This is a genomic window from Mesorhizobium sp. CO1-1-11 (genome assembly GCF_020164995.1).
GTDB classification, from domain to species: Bacteria; Pseudomonadota; Alphaproteobacteria; order Rhizobiales; family Rhizobiaceae; genus Mesorhizobium; species Mesorhizobium australicum.
The window spans coordinates 89,603-103,506 of record NZ_JAIUHE010000011.1; the positions used below are offsets into that span (position 1 = coordinate 89,603).

The 13,904-nt window shown below is 63.1% G+C and carries 15 protein-coding genes; 1 reads left to right on the top strand and 14 read right to left on the bottom strand.

Translation table 11 applies throughout. From position 1 onward, the window contains the following. Positions 1-41: 41 nt before the first annotated feature. Positions 42-689, bottom strand: coding sequence for a ribosome maturation factor RimP (gene rimP, locus LB554_RS14735; RefSeq protein ID WP_140614778.1), 648 nt, complete (start codon positions 687-689; stop codon positions 42-44). Positions 690-974: 285 nt separating this feature from the next. Between rimP and LB554_RS14740 the strand changes: the two genes are divergently transcribed. After that, positions 975-1,139 (top strand): hypothetical protein, encoded by a 165-nt coding sequence (locus LB554_RS14740; RefSeq protein ID WP_140614779.1) that lies wholly within the window; start codon positions 975-977, stop codon positions 1,137-1,139. A gap of 52 nt (positions 1,140-1,191) precedes the next feature. On the opposite strand, the gene trmB is transcribed toward LB554_RS14740, so the two are convergent. The 13 genes from trmB to LB554_RS14805 form a co-directional block, all read right to left on the bottom strand. Next, positions 1,192-1,893, bottom strand: a complete 702-nt coding sequence (gene trmB / locus LB554_RS14745; protein ID WP_041163235.1) for a tRNA (guanine(46)-N(7))-methyltransferase TrmB — start codon at positions 1,891-1,893, stop codon at positions 1,192-1,194. A gap of 27 nt (positions 1,894-1,920) precedes the next feature. Continuing rightward, on the bottom strand, positions 1,921-3,186 hold the full coding sequence (metK, locus tag LB554_RS14750; protein ID WP_224585232.1) for a methionine adenosyltransferase: 1,266 nt from the start codon (positions 3,184-3,186) through the stop codon (positions 1,921-1,923). Between the two features lie 168 nt (positions 3,187-3,354). Next, a complete protein-coding gene (locus LB554_RS14755) occupies positions 3,355-3,774 on the bottom strand; it encodes a helix-turn-helix domain-containing protein (RefSeq protein ID WP_015314013.1) in 420 nt (139 codons plus the stop codon). A 138-nt stretch (positions 3,775-3,912) separates the two neighbouring features. After that, a complete protein-coding gene (gene lnt, locus LB554_RS14760) occupies positions 3,913-5,505 on the bottom strand; it encodes an apolipoprotein N-acyltransferase (protein WP_224585234.1) in 1,593 nt (530 codons plus the stop codon). Positions 5,506-5,592: 87 nt separating this feature from the next. Further along, positions 5,593-6,063, bottom strand: a complete 471-nt coding sequence (locus tag LB554_RS14765; protein ID WP_140614781.1) for a VOC family protein — start codon at positions 6,061-6,063, stop codon at positions 5,593-5,595. Between the two features lie 14 nt (positions 6,064-6,077). Next, positions 6,078-7,172, bottom strand: a complete 1,095-nt coding sequence (locus tag LB554_RS14770) for a hemolysin family protein (protein WP_140722958.1) — start codon at positions 7,170-7,172, stop codon at positions 6,078-6,080. Positions 7,173-7,200: 28 nt separating this feature from the next. Further along, entirely contained in the window at positions 7,201-7,707 is a 507-nt protein-coding gene (gene ybeY, locus LB554_RS14775) for an rRNA maturation RNase YbeY (RefSeq protein ID WP_224585236.1), read from the bottom strand. Positions 7,708-7,725: 18 nt separating this feature from the next. Further along, on the bottom strand, positions 7,726-8,718 hold the full coding sequence (locus LB554_RS14780; protein ID WP_031241013.1) for a PhoH family protein: 993 nt from the start codon (positions 8,716-8,718) through the stop codon (positions 7,726-7,728). Positions 8,719-8,801: 83 nt separating this feature from the next. Then, positions 8,802-10,223 carry a tRNA (N6-isopentenyl adenosine(37)-C2)-methylthiotransferase MiaB gene (gene miaB, locus LB554_RS14785; protein WP_140660642.1) on the bottom strand — a complete coding sequence of 474 codons (1,422 nt, stop codon included), beginning with the start codon at positions 10,221-10,223 and terminating at the stop codon, positions 8,802-8,804. Between the two features lie 63 nt (positions 10,224-10,286). Then, positions 10,287-11,087 carry a lysophospholipid acyltransferase family protein gene (locus LB554_RS14790; protein WP_015314020.1) on the bottom strand — a complete coding sequence of 267 codons (801 nt, stop codon included), beginning with the start codon at positions 11,085-11,087 and terminating at the stop codon, positions 10,287-10,289. A gap of 121 nt (positions 11,088-11,208) precedes the next feature. Further along, positions 11,209-11,703: a ribosomal protein S18-alanine N-acetyltransferase gene (gene rimI / locus LB554_RS14795; protein WP_015314021.1), complete on the bottom strand. Its 495-nt coding sequence runs from the start codon at positions 11,701-11,703 to the stop codon at positions 11,209-11,211. 82 nt (positions 11,704-11,785) lie between these two features. Next, complete coding sequence (tsaB, locus tag LB554_RS14800) at positions 11,786-12,463, bottom strand: tRNA (adenosine(37)-N6)-threonylcarbamoyltransferase complex dimerization subunit type 1 TsaB (protein WP_224585238.1); 678 nt, start codon at positions 12,461-12,463, stop codon at positions 11,786-11,788. 107 nt (positions 12,464-12,570) lie between these two features. After that, on the bottom strand, positions 12,571-13,677 hold the full coding sequence (locus LB554_RS14805) for a DUF1513 domain-containing protein (protein ID WP_224585240.1): 1,107 nt from the start codon (positions 13,675-13,677) through the stop codon (positions 12,571-12,573). Between the last annotated feature and the right edge of the window lie 227 nt (positions 13,678-13,904).

The following is a 13,904-nucleotide window of genomic DNA, read 5'->3' on the forward strand; positions in this document are numbered from 1 at the left end:
TCCCGAGCCTGTTCGCCGGACCTTTGCGCCCGGCAGCTCAATCAAATTTCCTGTTCGTGTTCTTCCGTGGCGTCCGGTTCCGTACCCTCGGACACATCGTCGTCCGGTTCACCGCGGCGTCTCTTGGCTTCCTTGCGCTCCCTGTTGTCCTTGGACAACGCTTCGCGAATGAGGTCGTCGGTCAGGATCAGCCTGACATCGGCAATGGCATCGTAAGGCACGCGCACCGTCGGCTCCTCGCCATAGGCCGCCTTGTCGCGCTCGATCAGCACGTCGTTCTCACCGGCCTCGGCGATCTTGCCCTTGAAGCGCTTGCGGTCGGCGACGACCACCGATGTTTCCATCTTCACCAAATGACCGGTCCAGGTCACGAAATCCGATTTGCGCACCAAGGGCCGGTCGATGCCGGGCGATGAAACCTCGAGATGATACGCCTTTTCGATCGGATCATCGACGTCGAGCGCCGGCGACACCGCGCGGCTGACCTCTTCGCAATCCTCGACGGTCATGGTGCCGTCCTCACGCTCGGCCATGATCTGCAGCGTCAGCCCGTTCTGGCCGGACAGATGCACGCGCACGAGGCGAAAGCCGATGCCGCGCAGCACCGGCTGGACGATCAGCGCAATGCGCGCATCGATGCCGCTTTCGCGGATGATGCGATCGTCACCTTCGTTTGCCGTTCCAGTCATCGTTGCCTATCGTTGGTCTCGAACCTATCGGCAGGTAATAAAAAAGAGCGGGACCGGGTGGACCCACTCTTCGTCATACCGACCAAGAATTTGAGGCTGATATAAACGAACACGGTTCGTGTTTCAAGTCCGCAGTCCCGGCCGGACGAAAGCATGTGGGTTCAGGGTTGTTCCAGGCGCATGGCCGCCATGCGGCAATCCGCCTGTGAGAGCCGGCGGCGCGCTCTTATTTATTAGCCATCAAACGAATTGAATTGGCGCGCTGGCGCGCGAAAGGACAAGACCATGAGCAACCGCAGGATATCCTCCGCCTTGGGCGATCTGTTCACCACATTCGGCAGCGCCGTTGCCGCGTCTCGCGCCGTGGAAGCCGGGCGCAAGCCCAGAGCCGACGACCTGCGCAATCTCGGCATGGATCCGGCCGTATTCAACAGGATCGGTCGTTTCTGACTCCAACAGGCATTCGACCCCGTCCTCCCGGCAGGTTGCCGGTTGGGCGGACCTAGGTCCTGACGAAAGTCAGATAGGCCGGCCGGCGCCCCTCGCGAATGGCCTTTGCCTCATAGCGCGTGCCGGGCCAGCCCTCATAGGAGCGATGCCAGTCCGCCGCTTCCGCAGCCTGCCATGCGAAAGCGCCATGCGCCCGGCAATGCAGCAAGGTCCAGTTCACATAAGTGTCGATGTCGGACGCAAAGCGGAATTTCGAGCCGGGTTTCAGGACGCGTGCGAAACGATCGAGATTGACCGGACTGACGAAACGCCGCTTCCAGTGTTTTTTCTTTGGCCAGGGATCGGGATAGAGAAGATCGATGCCGTCGAGCGAGGCCGGCGGCAACCAGTCAAGCAACTGGGTGGCGTCGTCGTCGTAGACCCTGAGATTGGCCAGCGGCGCTGCCCGCACCGCCATCATCATCTTGGCCATGCCGTTGACGAAGGGCTCGACGCCTATGAAGCCTGTCGCGGGCGCCTCGATGGCGCGATGCAGGAGATGTTCACCGCCGCCAAAGCCGATCTCGAGCCGAACCGCCGAAACCTCTGCTGCAAACAGGACGCGCAGGTCTGGCGGTGCCTCGGCCGTCAGATCGAGCCGGTATTTGCCAAGCCCGCTTTCCAGCGCCGCGGCCTGCTGCGGGCGCACGGGCTTGCCGCGCCGGCGACCGAAGAAGGCTTCGGTCATGCGGCTTGGCCTGTCCGCATCACTCATCGACTGGCGCCAGTCCTGCCGCCGCCCTCAGGCCGCGACAGCATCCTTGAGCGCCTTGGCCAGATCGGTCCTTTCCCAGGAGAAAGACCCGTCACGGCCAGCCTTGCGGCCGAAATGGCCGTAAGACGACGTCTTGGCGTAGATCGGCTTGTTGAGGTCGAGATGACGGCGGATGCCTGACGGCGACAGGTCCATCACGCTGCGCAGCGCGTCCTCGAGCTTTGCCTCGTCGACCTTGCCGGTGCCGTGCAGGTCGACATAGACCGATAGCGGCTGGGCGACACCGATGGCGTAGGAAAGCTGGATGGTGCAGCGATCGGCGAGCTTCGCCGCCACGATATTCTTGGCCAGGTAGCGCGCCGCATAGGCAGCCGACCGGTCGACCTTGGTGGTATCCTTGCCGGAAAAGGCGCCGCCGCCATGGGGGGCTGCGCCACCATAGGTGTCGACGATGATCTTGCGGCCGGTCAGGCCGGCATCACCATCCGGACCGCCGATGACGAACTTGCCGGTCGGGTTGATGTACCACATGCAATCGTCAGCGATCTTGAGGTCGCCCAATGCCTCGCGGATATAAGGTTCCACCACCTTGCGGACCTTCTTGGAATCCCAGCTTGAATCCAGATGCTGGGTCGACAGGACGATCTGCGTCGCCTCGGCGGCCTTGCCGTCGACATAGCGGACGGTGACCTGGCTTTTCGCGTCCGGCCCGAGCTTGCCGGCCTCGCCGTTGTTTTCGTGGCGGGCCGCTGCCAGCAGTTCCAGAATCTTGTGGCTGTAATAGATCGGCGCCGGCATCAGGTCCGGCGTCTCGCGGCAGGCATAGCCGAACATGATGCCCTGGTCGCCGGCACCTTCCTCGCCCTGACGGTCGGCGGCATTGTCGACGCCCTGGCCGATATCAGGCGACTGGCCATGCAGCAGGACCTCGATCTTGGCCGTCTTCCAGTGAAAGCCGGCCTGCTCGTAGCCGATCTCACGGATCGCCTTGCGGGCGACGGATTTGAACTTCGCCGGGTTGACGACGGGGTGGCCCGCGGCATCCTTGAGGATGTTGCCGGCCTTGTCCTTCTTCAACAACGTCTCGGGAACGCGCACTTCACCGGCGATGACGACTCGGTTGGTGGTCGCGAGCGTCTCGCAGGCGACACGGACTTTCCATGGGTCCATGCCGGTCTTCTTGGCTTCACGATAGACCAGATCGACGATTTCGTCGGAGATGCGGTCACAGACTTTGTCGGGATGGCCCTCGGCCACGGATTCCGAGGTAAAGAAGTAGTTCTGCCGCGTCACGGGTGTCCCCTCTTGAAAAACGATCGGCAGGCTGCCGATTTTGGCGCGCCACGTGTTAGCGGGGCAAAGCGCTGCTCGTCAAGCGCTGCCGCGGCTCTGGCCCGAATGTCGGAGGCGATATCTTGTGCCACCGGCGGCGCATGCCGCCGGTGCAAAGCGCATTGCGGATCAGTCGGGATCGTCCTCGGCGAGCGATTTCACCAGGTCAATGATCCTGCGGCGCACCTTGACGTCGGCGATCTTGACAAAGGCCCGGTTGAGCTGAAGTCCTTCGGGACTGCCGCAGAACTCGACAGCGAAAGCCATCGAACTATCCTCGGCAAAGCCGCGGTTGGCGGTCAATTCCTGGCCTGGCGCATCCTCGAAAAAGAAGGCGACAGGCACGCCGAGTATGGAGGCAATCGCCTGCAGGCGGCTGGCACCGACGCGATTGGTGCCCTTTTCATATTTCTGGATTTGTTGGAACGTGATGCCGAGATTCTCGCCCAGCTTTTCTTGGCTCATTCCGAGCATATTGCGGCGAAGCCGGACCCGGCTTCCCACGTGAATATCGATGGGATTGGGTTTCTTCTTGTTTTCTTCTGTCATTTTTTCCTCGCCGAATTTTTTCGGCTTTGTGATTTTTTCCTGCCCAAAGAAAGCCGGAGGCGACTGCCCCAACAGAACGATCCACCAGCTTCGAGAAATTTTCAGGCGGTACAGTATGAGTTTCTAATGTGCCAGCTGTCAATTCACCCGTAGCTTTTGCCTTACGTTCAACAGCCCCCCTACAAGCGCAAACAGCAACATGATCAGCATTCCGTTAATGCGCCGCTGGCTGGACGAAATGACCGTCTGTGCGGAAACAGGCACCTTCACATCGATGGCTCCGCGCGCGTCGATCGCAAGGGCGTCGACGACGCGGCCACGGGCGTCGACCACGGCCGAGATGCCGTTGTTGGCAGCACGCAACAAGGGCAATCCATTCTCCACCGCGCGAATCTGGGCCTGCCTGAAATGCTGATACGGTCCCGGCGTGTCGCCGAACCATGCATCGTTGGTAACGTTCACAATAAGCTGCGATGACGTAGCGTCAACCGCCACCAGATCGGGAAAGATCACCTCATAACAGATAAATGGCAGGGCACGAATGCCGCCCGGCAGCGTGATGGCATGACGCTCGTTGCCGGCCGTGAACGTCAGCGGCCCGGCGACGAGCTGTTCGATGCCGAAACGAGCGAGCAGGTCGGCGAAAGGCAGGTACTCGCCGAACGGCACCAGATGAACCTTGTCCACGGCGTCGGCGATCTCGCCCTTGTCGTTGATCGCCACCACGGAGTTGTAGTAGCGGCTGTCGGCGCTGGCCGCCGAGCCGCCCTCCTCACGCACGACGCCGGCGATCAGCATCTGGCCGTCGCCCAGCATGTCGCCCAGCGCCGTCAAGGCGTCAGGGCGCTCCGTGAAAAGGAACGGTACCGAGGTTTCCGGCCAGAGAATCAATTGCGGTTTTTCGTGACCTGGGTCCGGTGCCTTTGCGGAGAGGCCCAGCAAGGTGGCGAAGATGCGGTCGCGCACCGAGGCATCCCATTTTTCCGACAGATCCACGGCCGGCTGGACGATGCGGACATCGAGACTGCGCGTCGCCGGCTTTTCGGGGGCGTTGAGCCTGACATAGCCAAAGCCGACATGGGCGGCGGCGAGCACGACAAACAGCGCGGCGCCCAGCCGAAGATGCCGACGCGCCGCCAGCAGCGCCGGCAGCGCGAAAAGGAAAACCGCGAGCGCGTTCATGCCGATCATGCCGGTCACCGAGACGCTCTGCATCAAAAGCGGCACCGGCATCGCCGCGTAGCCGATGGCGTTCCAGGGGAAACCGGTGAACAGGAAGCCGCGCAGCCACTCCGCCAGCGCAAAACCGAAGGCAAGGGCAGCGATACGGCCGATATCGCTGCTCCACAGGAGCCGCGCGACCACCGTTGCGAAGCCATAGAAAAATGCGAGCGAGAAGGGAATGCCGACCACCGCGAACGGCAGCGCCCAGGCAAAGTCGTCGGCCTCGACCAGCAGCGCCGAGCCGATCCACCAAAGGCCGGCGAGGAAATAACCGAAGCCGAACCACCAGCCGACGGCGAAAGCCGGCCGCAGGCGCCGCAACAGGCTGCCCGAGGCTTCGCCGGTCGCGCCATCGAGCAGCCAGACCAGCAGCGGAAACGAAATGAAACAGGCGGCAAAGAAATCGTAAGGCGCCTGGCCCAGAACCGTCAGCGCCCCAGCGAAAAACGCCACAAGCGAACGCCGCCAACCCCAAAGTAGAATTATCCGGCCGGCAAGGCGCTCCATGCGTATTTCCGTCGCGCGAATCAGGAGCTAAGATTTATCAGGCCGCGCCGCGCGCTCCAAACGCCGGCGTGATTACCCGGCCGCTCTCTACCGGTGCCAGCCTTCGATGCGCAGGCCCCCCAACCGCTCGGCCTCTTCACGAGAAACAGAACCCATCGGTTGTGTGAACGTCCAGACATGGCCCTCGGGATCGCGCGCCCGATACTGGCGTTCGCCGTAGAACTGGTCCGCCGGCTCCTGGATTATTGCAGCACCGGCCGCGCGGGCCTGCTCGCAATGCGGATCCAGGCCGTCTTTCAACCTGACATAGACCGATTGCGTGTTCTTGCCCTGGACCGACGCGGGGCTCGCGACATGATCGGCCCATTCAGAATCGACAATGAGGTAGCAATCGCCGAACCGCATTTCGGCGTGGACCAGCTTTCCCTCGGCATTGCTGACCACCATGCTGCGCTCGAAGCCAAAGGCTGCTTCAAGCCAATCCAGGGCAGAGCGTGGATCTTTGTAAAACACACCGGAGCCGAGGACCGAGTGCTTGAACGGATCCTCGATCGTCATGCGACAGCAGGCTTTCAGGCCTGTTCGGTGCGCGCCGTGGCCCGCCGGCGGCGTTCGCCCTTCTGGCTCTGCACGATGCGAACGCGCTTGACGCGGCGCGGATCGGCGTCCAGCACATGGAATTCGAAGCCGGGAATGGCCTGCACCACCTCGCCGCGCGCCGGCACGCGGCCGAGCGTGTTGAAGATCATGCCGCCAATGGTGTCGACATACTCGCCATGTTCACCGGCGGCGAAATCCTCGCCGATCATCTTGGCGACCTCGTCGATCTCGGCCTTGCCGTCGACGATAAACACGCCGTCGCCGGTCTGGGTGATCATCGGCTCGTCGTCGTCGTGCTCGTCCTCGATGTCGCCAACCACCATCTCGACGATGTCCTCGAGCGAGACGAGGCCGTCCGTGCCGCCATATTCATCGATGACTAGGGCCATCTGCGTGCGCGTCGTCTGCATGCGGCCCATCAGGTCGGACGCAAGCATCGACGGCGGCACGAACAGGACCTGCCGGATCAGGTTGAGCTCTCCGATGGTGCGCGCGAGGTCGACCTGGGCAAGATCGAGAACCGTGGCGACAGGCGTTTTGCGGGTTGCCCGGCCCTTCCTGACGCGCGCCAGCTTGGTGATATGGGCCAGCACGTCGCGGATATGGACCATGCCGCGCGGGTCGTCGAGCGTCTCGGAATAGACCGGCATGCGGGAATGGCCGGATTGTTCGAACATGCCAAGCAAGTCACCGAGCGACGTGGCGATCTCGACCGCCTCGATATCGGCGCGCGGCACCATAACGTCCTCGACGCGCACCTCGCGCAGGCGCAGGATGTTGTTGAGCATGGCGCGCTCGCCAGGCGAGAAGGATTCGACATCGCTCGTCGTCTCGGCGAGCGCGCCGGCGATCTCTTCGCGCAGGCTGGTGCCGTTGCGTTGCCGGAACAGGCCCAGCACGCGGTTGAACAGGGAGGGGCCGGCAGGCGACGGCTCGATGGCCGCGCTGCCAGTGTTGGCAACACCAGGGGTGACGGTACTCGGACCTGATCCCTCTTCCGACGTATCGGAAGCCTTGATCGCACTGCCGACATCGGGGCGGGCGGCAGTCTCTGGTTTGTCGTTCATCGTCGTCCGGTCAATTGGTCGTTTTTAGTTACGCGTAGGGATCGGGAATGGCAAGCCTTGCCAGCGCGGCGCGCTCGATGGCTTCCATCTCCTCGGCCTCCGCGTCGGTCTCGTGATCATGGCCCATGAGATGCAGCAGGCCATGGATGACGAGATGGCAGATATGGTTCTCCAGCGGCTTGTCTTCCAGTGCCGCCTCGCGCGCCACCGTCTCGGCGGCAAGCACGATGTCGCCGAGCATCGGCGGCAGCGGGCCGCCTTTTGCCGGCGGAAAAGCCGGGAAAGACAAGACGTTGGTGGGCTTGTCCTTGCCGCGCCAGCCGGCATTCAACGTACGGACATGGGCGTCGTCGGAAAAAACAATGCTGAGTTCGGAATGACCCGCCGCACCGGTCTCGGCAAAGGCGGCGTCAACCGCGCGATCGACCAGCCGCGTCAGGCTTGCTTCATCGGGCCAGTCGCCCGCTTCAACCGATATATCGATCTCGACGGGAACCGGAAGGCTCCCGCCGCCGGATGTGTTGTCCTCAGCCATGAGGCCGCATCGTCAAGATCAATTCTCGGCACCGAGGCCACGAGCCAGCTTGGCGTCCCGATCATAGGCCCTGACGATTTCCGCCACCAGCGGATGGCGAACGACGTCGACATCGTTGAAGCGTACGGTTACCGCGCCTGCCACACCGTCGAGGACACGCAAGGCTTCGACCAGGCCCGACTTGGTGCTCGGAGGAAGGTCGATCTGTGTCGGATCGCCAGTGACGATCATGCGCGAGTTCTCGCCGAGACGGGTGAGAAACATCTTCATCTGCATCGGCGTGGTGTTCTGAGCCTCGTCGAGAATGACGGCGGCGTGCGCCAGCGTGCGGCCGCGCATGAAGGCGAGCGGCGCGATTTCGATTACTTCGGCTGCAATGGCGCGCTCGACCTTGTCGGCCGGCATCATGTCGTAGAGCGCGTCATAGAGCGGTCGCAGATACGGATCGACCTTCTCCTTCATGTCGCCCGGCAGGAAGCCCAGCCGTTCGCCGGCCTCGACAGCCGGTCGCGATAAAATGATGCGCTCGACCATGCCGCGTTCCAGCAGCATCGCCGCATGCGCCACCGCCAGATAGGTCTTGCCGGTGCCGGCCGGACCGATGCCAAACACCAGTTCCGACCGCTCCAGCGCCCGCATATAGGCGTCCTGGTTCAGGGAGCGGGCATAGATGGTCTTCTTGCGGGTGGCGATCTGGGCGGCGGAGACCTTGCCCTTGCGCTCCAATGTCGGCAGCGTGAGCTGGTCGTCGGCGGCGATAGCCATGCGCACGGCCCCGTCGACATCGGACTGGCTGATATCGACGCCCTTCTGCAGGATGCCGTAGAGATTGTCCAAGGCGCGGCGCGCCTGTTCGGCGGCCGAAGCGGATCCCTTGATGGTCAGCTGGTTGCCGCGCGAGCGTATGTCGACGCCGAGCTTCTGCTCAAGCCGGGCCAGGTTTTCGTCGAACTGGCCGTAAAGGGCGCTGGCAAGCTTGTTGTTGTCGAAAGTCAAAACGATGTGCGCCATGTCAGAAGCCCCGGATGCCGGTACCGGGGGCAGATTCTTCAGCTCCGCTGCGCTCAACCGTCTCTCCTCATCTGCCGAGACCATCAGGCCAATTCGGCGAACAGGCTGTTGTAGCCCGTCTTCGTGATTCGCACCTTGATAATGTCACCGATTTCGCCGGCGTTTTCATCAACAATAACTGGCTGCAGCCAAGGCGAGCGGCCGACCTTCTGGCCAGCCTGACGACCGGGCTTCTCGATCAGCGTATCTATGGTGCTGCCGATCAAACTCAAGCCGAAATCCTGCTGTTGCTTCAACAGCAGTGCCTGCAGGCGCTGCAAGCGGTCGTCCTTGACCGCTTCCGGCAAGTGGTCGGACATCTCGGCGCCGGGCGTACCGGGACGCGGCGAATATTTGAACGAGAAGGCCGAGGCATAATTCACCTGGCGCACCAGATCCATGGTCGCCTCGAAATCGGCCTCCGTCTCGCCGGGGAAACCAACGATGAAATCGCCCGACAGCGCGATATCGGGGCGGGCGGCGCGGATGCGGTCGAGCAGCGCCAGATAGTCCTTGGCCGTATGCCTGCGGTTCATCGCCTTCAAAATGCGATCCGACCCGGATTGCACCGGCAGGTGCAGATAGGGCATCAGTGCGGCCAAGTCGCGGTGCGCGGCGATCAATTCGTCGTCCATGTCGCGCGGATGGCTGGTGGTGTAGCGCAGCCGCGCCAGGCCGGGGATTTCGGCCAGCCGGAACAGCAGCCGGCCAAGACCCCATTCCGCGGTCTTGCCCCCTTTGGTCTCGCCCTGGCCATGCCACGCGTTGACGTTCTGGCCGAGCAGCGTCACCTCGCGCACCCCGGCCTCGGCCAAGCGCTCGGCCTCGGCGACGATCTGCGCCACCGGCCGCGACACTTCCGAGCCTCTCGTATAGGGCACGACGCAGAAGGTGCAGAACTTGTCGCAGCCTTCCTGGACGGTGAGGAAGGCGGTGACGCCGCGCTTGATCACCTCGGCACGCTTGGGCTGCGGCAGATGCTCGAACTTGTCCTCGATGGCGTACTCGGTTTCGACGATCTTTTCGCCGCCGCGAACCCGTGCCAGCACGTCGGGGAGACGGTGATAGGTCTGCGGACCGATGACCAGGTCGACGGCCGGCGAACGCCGGATGATCTCGGCGCCCTCGGCCTGCGCCACGCAGCCGGCGACGCCGATCAGCATCTCGCGGCCGGCACTTGCGCGTTCCGCCTTCATGTCGCGGATGCGGCCAAGTTCGGAATAGACCTTTTCGGCGGCTTTTTCCCTGATATGGCAGGTGTTGAGCAGCACCAGATCGGCCTCCCCGATGGCATCGGTCGCCGTATAACCGTCAGCGACCAGCGCATCGGTCATGCGCTGTGAATCATAGACGTTCATCTGGCAGCCATAGGTCTTGACGAAGACCTTCTTGGCTGCCGTGGCGTTCGCCGCCGGCTGTCCGGCCGCAGTGCCGATGTCGTCGCTTTCAATCGTGTTCAAGTCCATCCGGCGGCTTCTAACGCCTTTCCGTGACAAAAAACAGACGATTCTGCCTTGGGGCCGCTGGGTTCAGCGGCTCGGGAGCGGATCGGTAAGGGCCGCCTGCATCATCTCGCGCACCCGGCCTTCCATCAGCTTGGCCGTTTCCTTGCGGTTGGAACCCTTGGCAAAGGCGATCGGTTCGCCGAAATGCACCTCGACGTCGAGCGCGCCCTCGGCCATCAGCACCTTGAGATGCGGCATCAGGTCCTCGTCGCCGATCCAGGCTGCGATCGGGCGGTGACGGCGGCCGAGCGGTACGCCGTGCAGGCGCGTATAGGCGATCGCAACGGGCTGGATGAAGACCTGCTCGGCCGCGCCTTCGGAAATGGCCATCGAGGCGGCGCCAAACAGGGTGCTTTTGAAGGGCAGGACGACATTGCCGTCACCGGTCGAACCCTCGGCGAACAGCACCATGGCATCGCCCTTGGCCATGCGTCTGGCGATCTCGCTGGCCTGGTCGCCAGACGAACGCTTGCGTTCGCGCTCGATGAAAACAGTGCGCTGCAGTTTCGACAGCATGCCGATCAGCGGCCAGCCTTCCATGTCGGCTCGGGCGATGAATTTCACATCGGCAAAGGAGCCCAGCACCATGATGTCGGTCCAGGAGATGTGGTTCGAGGCAACCAGCAAGGGGCGTTTGTCGGACAGCGCCCCTCTGACATGGATACGCATGCCGAGCGCCCGGATGATCAGCCGGTGCCAGATCTTGAGGATGAAGGTTTCCGGCCACCAACCGGTCTTCATCGACAGGATCTGCAGCGGCACGAAAACCAGCGACCCAGCGACGACGAGGCCCAGCGCCAGGAAAATCCTGATTTTCTTGATCATCGCCCTACCATTACAGCGCCGCGCGTCCTCTTGGACGCGCAAAGGACGCTGTAACACCTTAATTCTGGCGCATGATCCTCTCCGAAATCGGATTCGATTTTCGGGATCATGCGGCCCCTGGCTAGCGAAGATCGCGGCGCATGACAAGCGCCCCAGTCGGCCCGCGATCGGGCGACTTGTAGTAATCCGGACGCTTGCCGACTTCCCGAAAACCCAACCGACGATAGAGGGCGATCGCCGCGGCATTGGTCTCATCGACCTCGAGGAACAAGGCTTCGGCGCGCTGCGAATGCAATTCGCGCAGCACTGCGTCCATCAGCTGCCAGCCCAGCCCCTGGCGGCGATGCGACCGTGCCACCGCGACGGTCAGGATTTCACCCTCGCCCGCGGCCAGCCGGGCGAGGACGAAGCCGACAGGCGGCTTGGCGCCCTGCCCGGTTTCGCGCGCGGCATAGCCGAACACGGTGTCCTGTTCGAGCAAGGCGGCGAACTCGCCATCGGTCCAGGGGCGGACAAAATCCTCGCGGTGCAGCAGCGAGACCGCGGCGCTGTCGGTGATCCTGAGCGGCTCGAGCGCGTAGTCGCGGCGACGTGGCTGAAGAAAAGGTATGCGCATCAATTCTCGTTTTCTCGTCTGACCATGAGCTCTGGACAAACGGAACCGTTTGTCCGCGAAAACCGGCTTCCACTTTTCGGGATCATGGTCTTTGCCTCGAAAGTATGAACCCGGCCTGCGGCTTGGCATCGGCACCGCGCAGATAAAGCGGCTTCGGCCGTTCGCCCTGCCCCTTTGCGGCAGCCAGCCGGGCGTAGGTGAGAATGTCGGCGGTGGCCGCCCGAGGCCCGATGTCGAAGGTACGGCCGGCCGCGTCAGCGATCAGCGTCGCTGCCGTGCCGGCGAGCACCGCGAAACGTTCCGTCGCCATCGTCACCGCATTCGCAAGCGTGGCCACGGCCGGACCGTAAGTCAACACTGACATTTCATCGTACAGTGCGGCATGGATTTCCTCGCGGCCGGCATCAAGCGCCACCAGCACGGCGCGGCCAGGAAAGGCACCGGCCGCCTCGGCGGCCAGTGCCTCAAGGGTCGTCACCCCGATTGCCGGCAGCTTGAGCGCCAGCGCCAGGCCACGCGCGGTCGACACGCCGACGCGCAGGCCGGTGAAGGAACCCGGACCGACAGAGACGGCAATGCCGCCAAGCCCGGCGTAGTCGGTCGCGCCGGTCTTCAACGCGTCAGCGATGACGGCCATCAGGTGCTCGGCATGACCCTTGCCCAGATCGAGCACCGAGCGGCCAAGTTCCAGCCCAGCCGCCGCGTCGTAGACGCAGGCGGCGCAGAGGCTGGCGGCACAGTCGATGGCGAGAACTTTCATGAAACGACCGGTTCGAGAAACAATTCCCTGTGCCCGCCATAGCGCGCAACCGCAAGTGTATAGTGCATAATTTGTTAAGCGGCTTCGGTTTGGCCTGGCAGAAGAGCTTATGCTGCCGGCCCTATGCGCAGCATGTGGTTGTCCCAGACATAGTCCAGCTCCGTCCGCGTGGCACCACCGCCCTCGATGATCTCGCCAGCGCCCGTGGTGGCCATGAAACCTGCCCCGTCGGGCGCCACGCCGCAGACCTCGACCAGCGCGCTGGAGGAGACTGTCCGGCCGCTGCCCGCATCGATCACGACCAGCGAATTGCCTTCCGGCGAGGAGACGGCGACGGTGCCGGCACCAGGATTGGCGGCGACAGAGCCGATGTAGTTGCGGAAACCGGACAGCACATCCGACGGCATGTCGAGCAATGCCAATTCCTTGCCCCGCGCGGCGCGACCGACCAGAAGCGGACGATCGGTGCCGGAGCCCCTGTATTGGCAGCCGAACCAGACGGTGCCTGTCTGGTCGGTATCCATGTGACGGATCGACAATTGGTGCAGAGCGGCCGGCAGTTCATGCTTTTCGATCAGGTCGCCGGTGGCGCGGTCGATCAGCACATAGGAAGGTTTCATGGTGGCAATGTTGAGCTCGGCGCGTCCATAGTCTGGATGGGTCTCGATGCCGCCATTGGCGACCGCGATCGTCTTGCCGTCGCCCAGCAGAAGAAGTTCGTGCGGGCCCATGCCGTAGGTCGGGAATTCGCCGACGCGATTGAATTTCGCCCGCGCGTCATAGACGCCGACCACGCCAGCGGCGTTGTCGAAGTCGTTCTCGGTGGCGTAGAGCAGAGCGCCGTCGGGCGAAAAGACACCATGACCGAAGAAGTGCCGGCCCGCGATGCTGGCGATGGTCTGCGGGGCGTCGCGCCCGGCGTGATCGAAAACCACGGCGAAGGTGCCGGGCTGGCGGGCGAAAACCACCGAACGCTTCGAGATCGGATCGAAGGTGACGTCATGACCGCGATCGGGCAGGTCGATCGCATGCAGCACCTTGCCGGCCTCGGACAGAACGGCGGCACCAAAACTGCCGTCGCGCTTGACGAAGGCGGTGGCGAACACGGCATCCGCCGCGAGCGTATTTGCCCAGGCCGAGGGCGTCACGGCGGCGGCAAAGCCAATGCCGGCGGCCCTCAAGAAATCGCGGCGGTCGATGAGAGGCGTTTTCAAGACATGGCCCTCCCCTGCACTGGCCGGCTCCAAGACATGGTAATTTTTAGGGATCGGAGCTGACGCTTGGCACCTGCCGATTCTTCGAATGACTCATCGCAGACGTTGGAAGTTGGCCGAAGCCTCCGGAACTTCGTCATCCTTGGGCGGAGCAGGAGCGTAGCTCCGTCGCGGAGACCCAAGGATCCATGCCGTGACTTTCGCCGAGGAATGCAGCAGAGTAGAAT

Coding starts and splice junctions, on each gene's coding strand:
- rimP (WP_140614778.1), bottom strand. CDS start 689: ATGACTGGAACGGCAAACGAAGGTGACGATCGCATCATCCGCGAAAGC.
- LB554_RS14740 (WP_140614779.1), top strand. CDS start 975: ATGAGCAACCGCAGGATATCCTCCGCCTTGGGCGATCTGTTCACCACA.
- trmB (WP_041163235.1), bottom strand. CDS start 1,893: ATGAGTGATGCGGACAGGCCAAGCCGCATGACCGAAGCCTTCTTCGGT.
- LB554_RS14755 (WP_015314013.1), bottom strand. CDS start 3,774: ATGACAGAAGAAAACAAGAAGAAACCCAATCCCATCGATATTCACGTG.
- lnt (WP_224585234.1), bottom strand. CDS start 5,505: ATGGAGCGCCTTGCCGGCCGGATAATTCTACTTTGGGGTTGGCGGCGT.
- LB554_RS14765 (WP_140614781.1), bottom strand. CDS start 6,063: ATGACGATCGAGGATCCGTTCAAGCACTCGGTCCTCGGCTCCGGTGTG.
- LB554_RS14770 (WP_140722958.1), bottom strand. CDS start 7,172: ATGAACGACAAACCAGAGACTGCCGCCCGCCCCGATGTCGGCAGTGCG.
- ybeY (WP_224585236.1), bottom strand. CDS start 7,707: ATGGCTGAGGACAACACATCCGGCGGCGGGAGCCTTCCGGTTCCCGTC.
- LB554_RS14780 (WP_031241013.1), bottom strand. CDS start 8,718: ATGGCGCACATCGTTTTGACTTTCGACAACAACAAGCTTGCCAGCGCC.
- miaB (WP_140660642.1), bottom strand. CDS start 10,223: ATGGACTTGAACACGATTGAAAGCGACGACATCGGCACTGCGGCCGGA.
- LB554_RS14790 (WP_015314020.1), bottom strand. CDS start 11,087: ATGATCAAGAAAATCAGGATTTTCCTGGCGCTGGGCCTCGTCGTCGCT.
- rimI (WP_015314021.1), bottom strand. CDS start 11,703: ATGCGCATACCTTTTCTTCAGCCACGTCGCCGCGACTACGCGCTCGAG.
- tsaB (WP_224585238.1), bottom strand. CDS start 12,463: ATGAAAGTTCTCGCCATCGACTGTGCCGCCAGCCTCTGCGCCGCCTGC.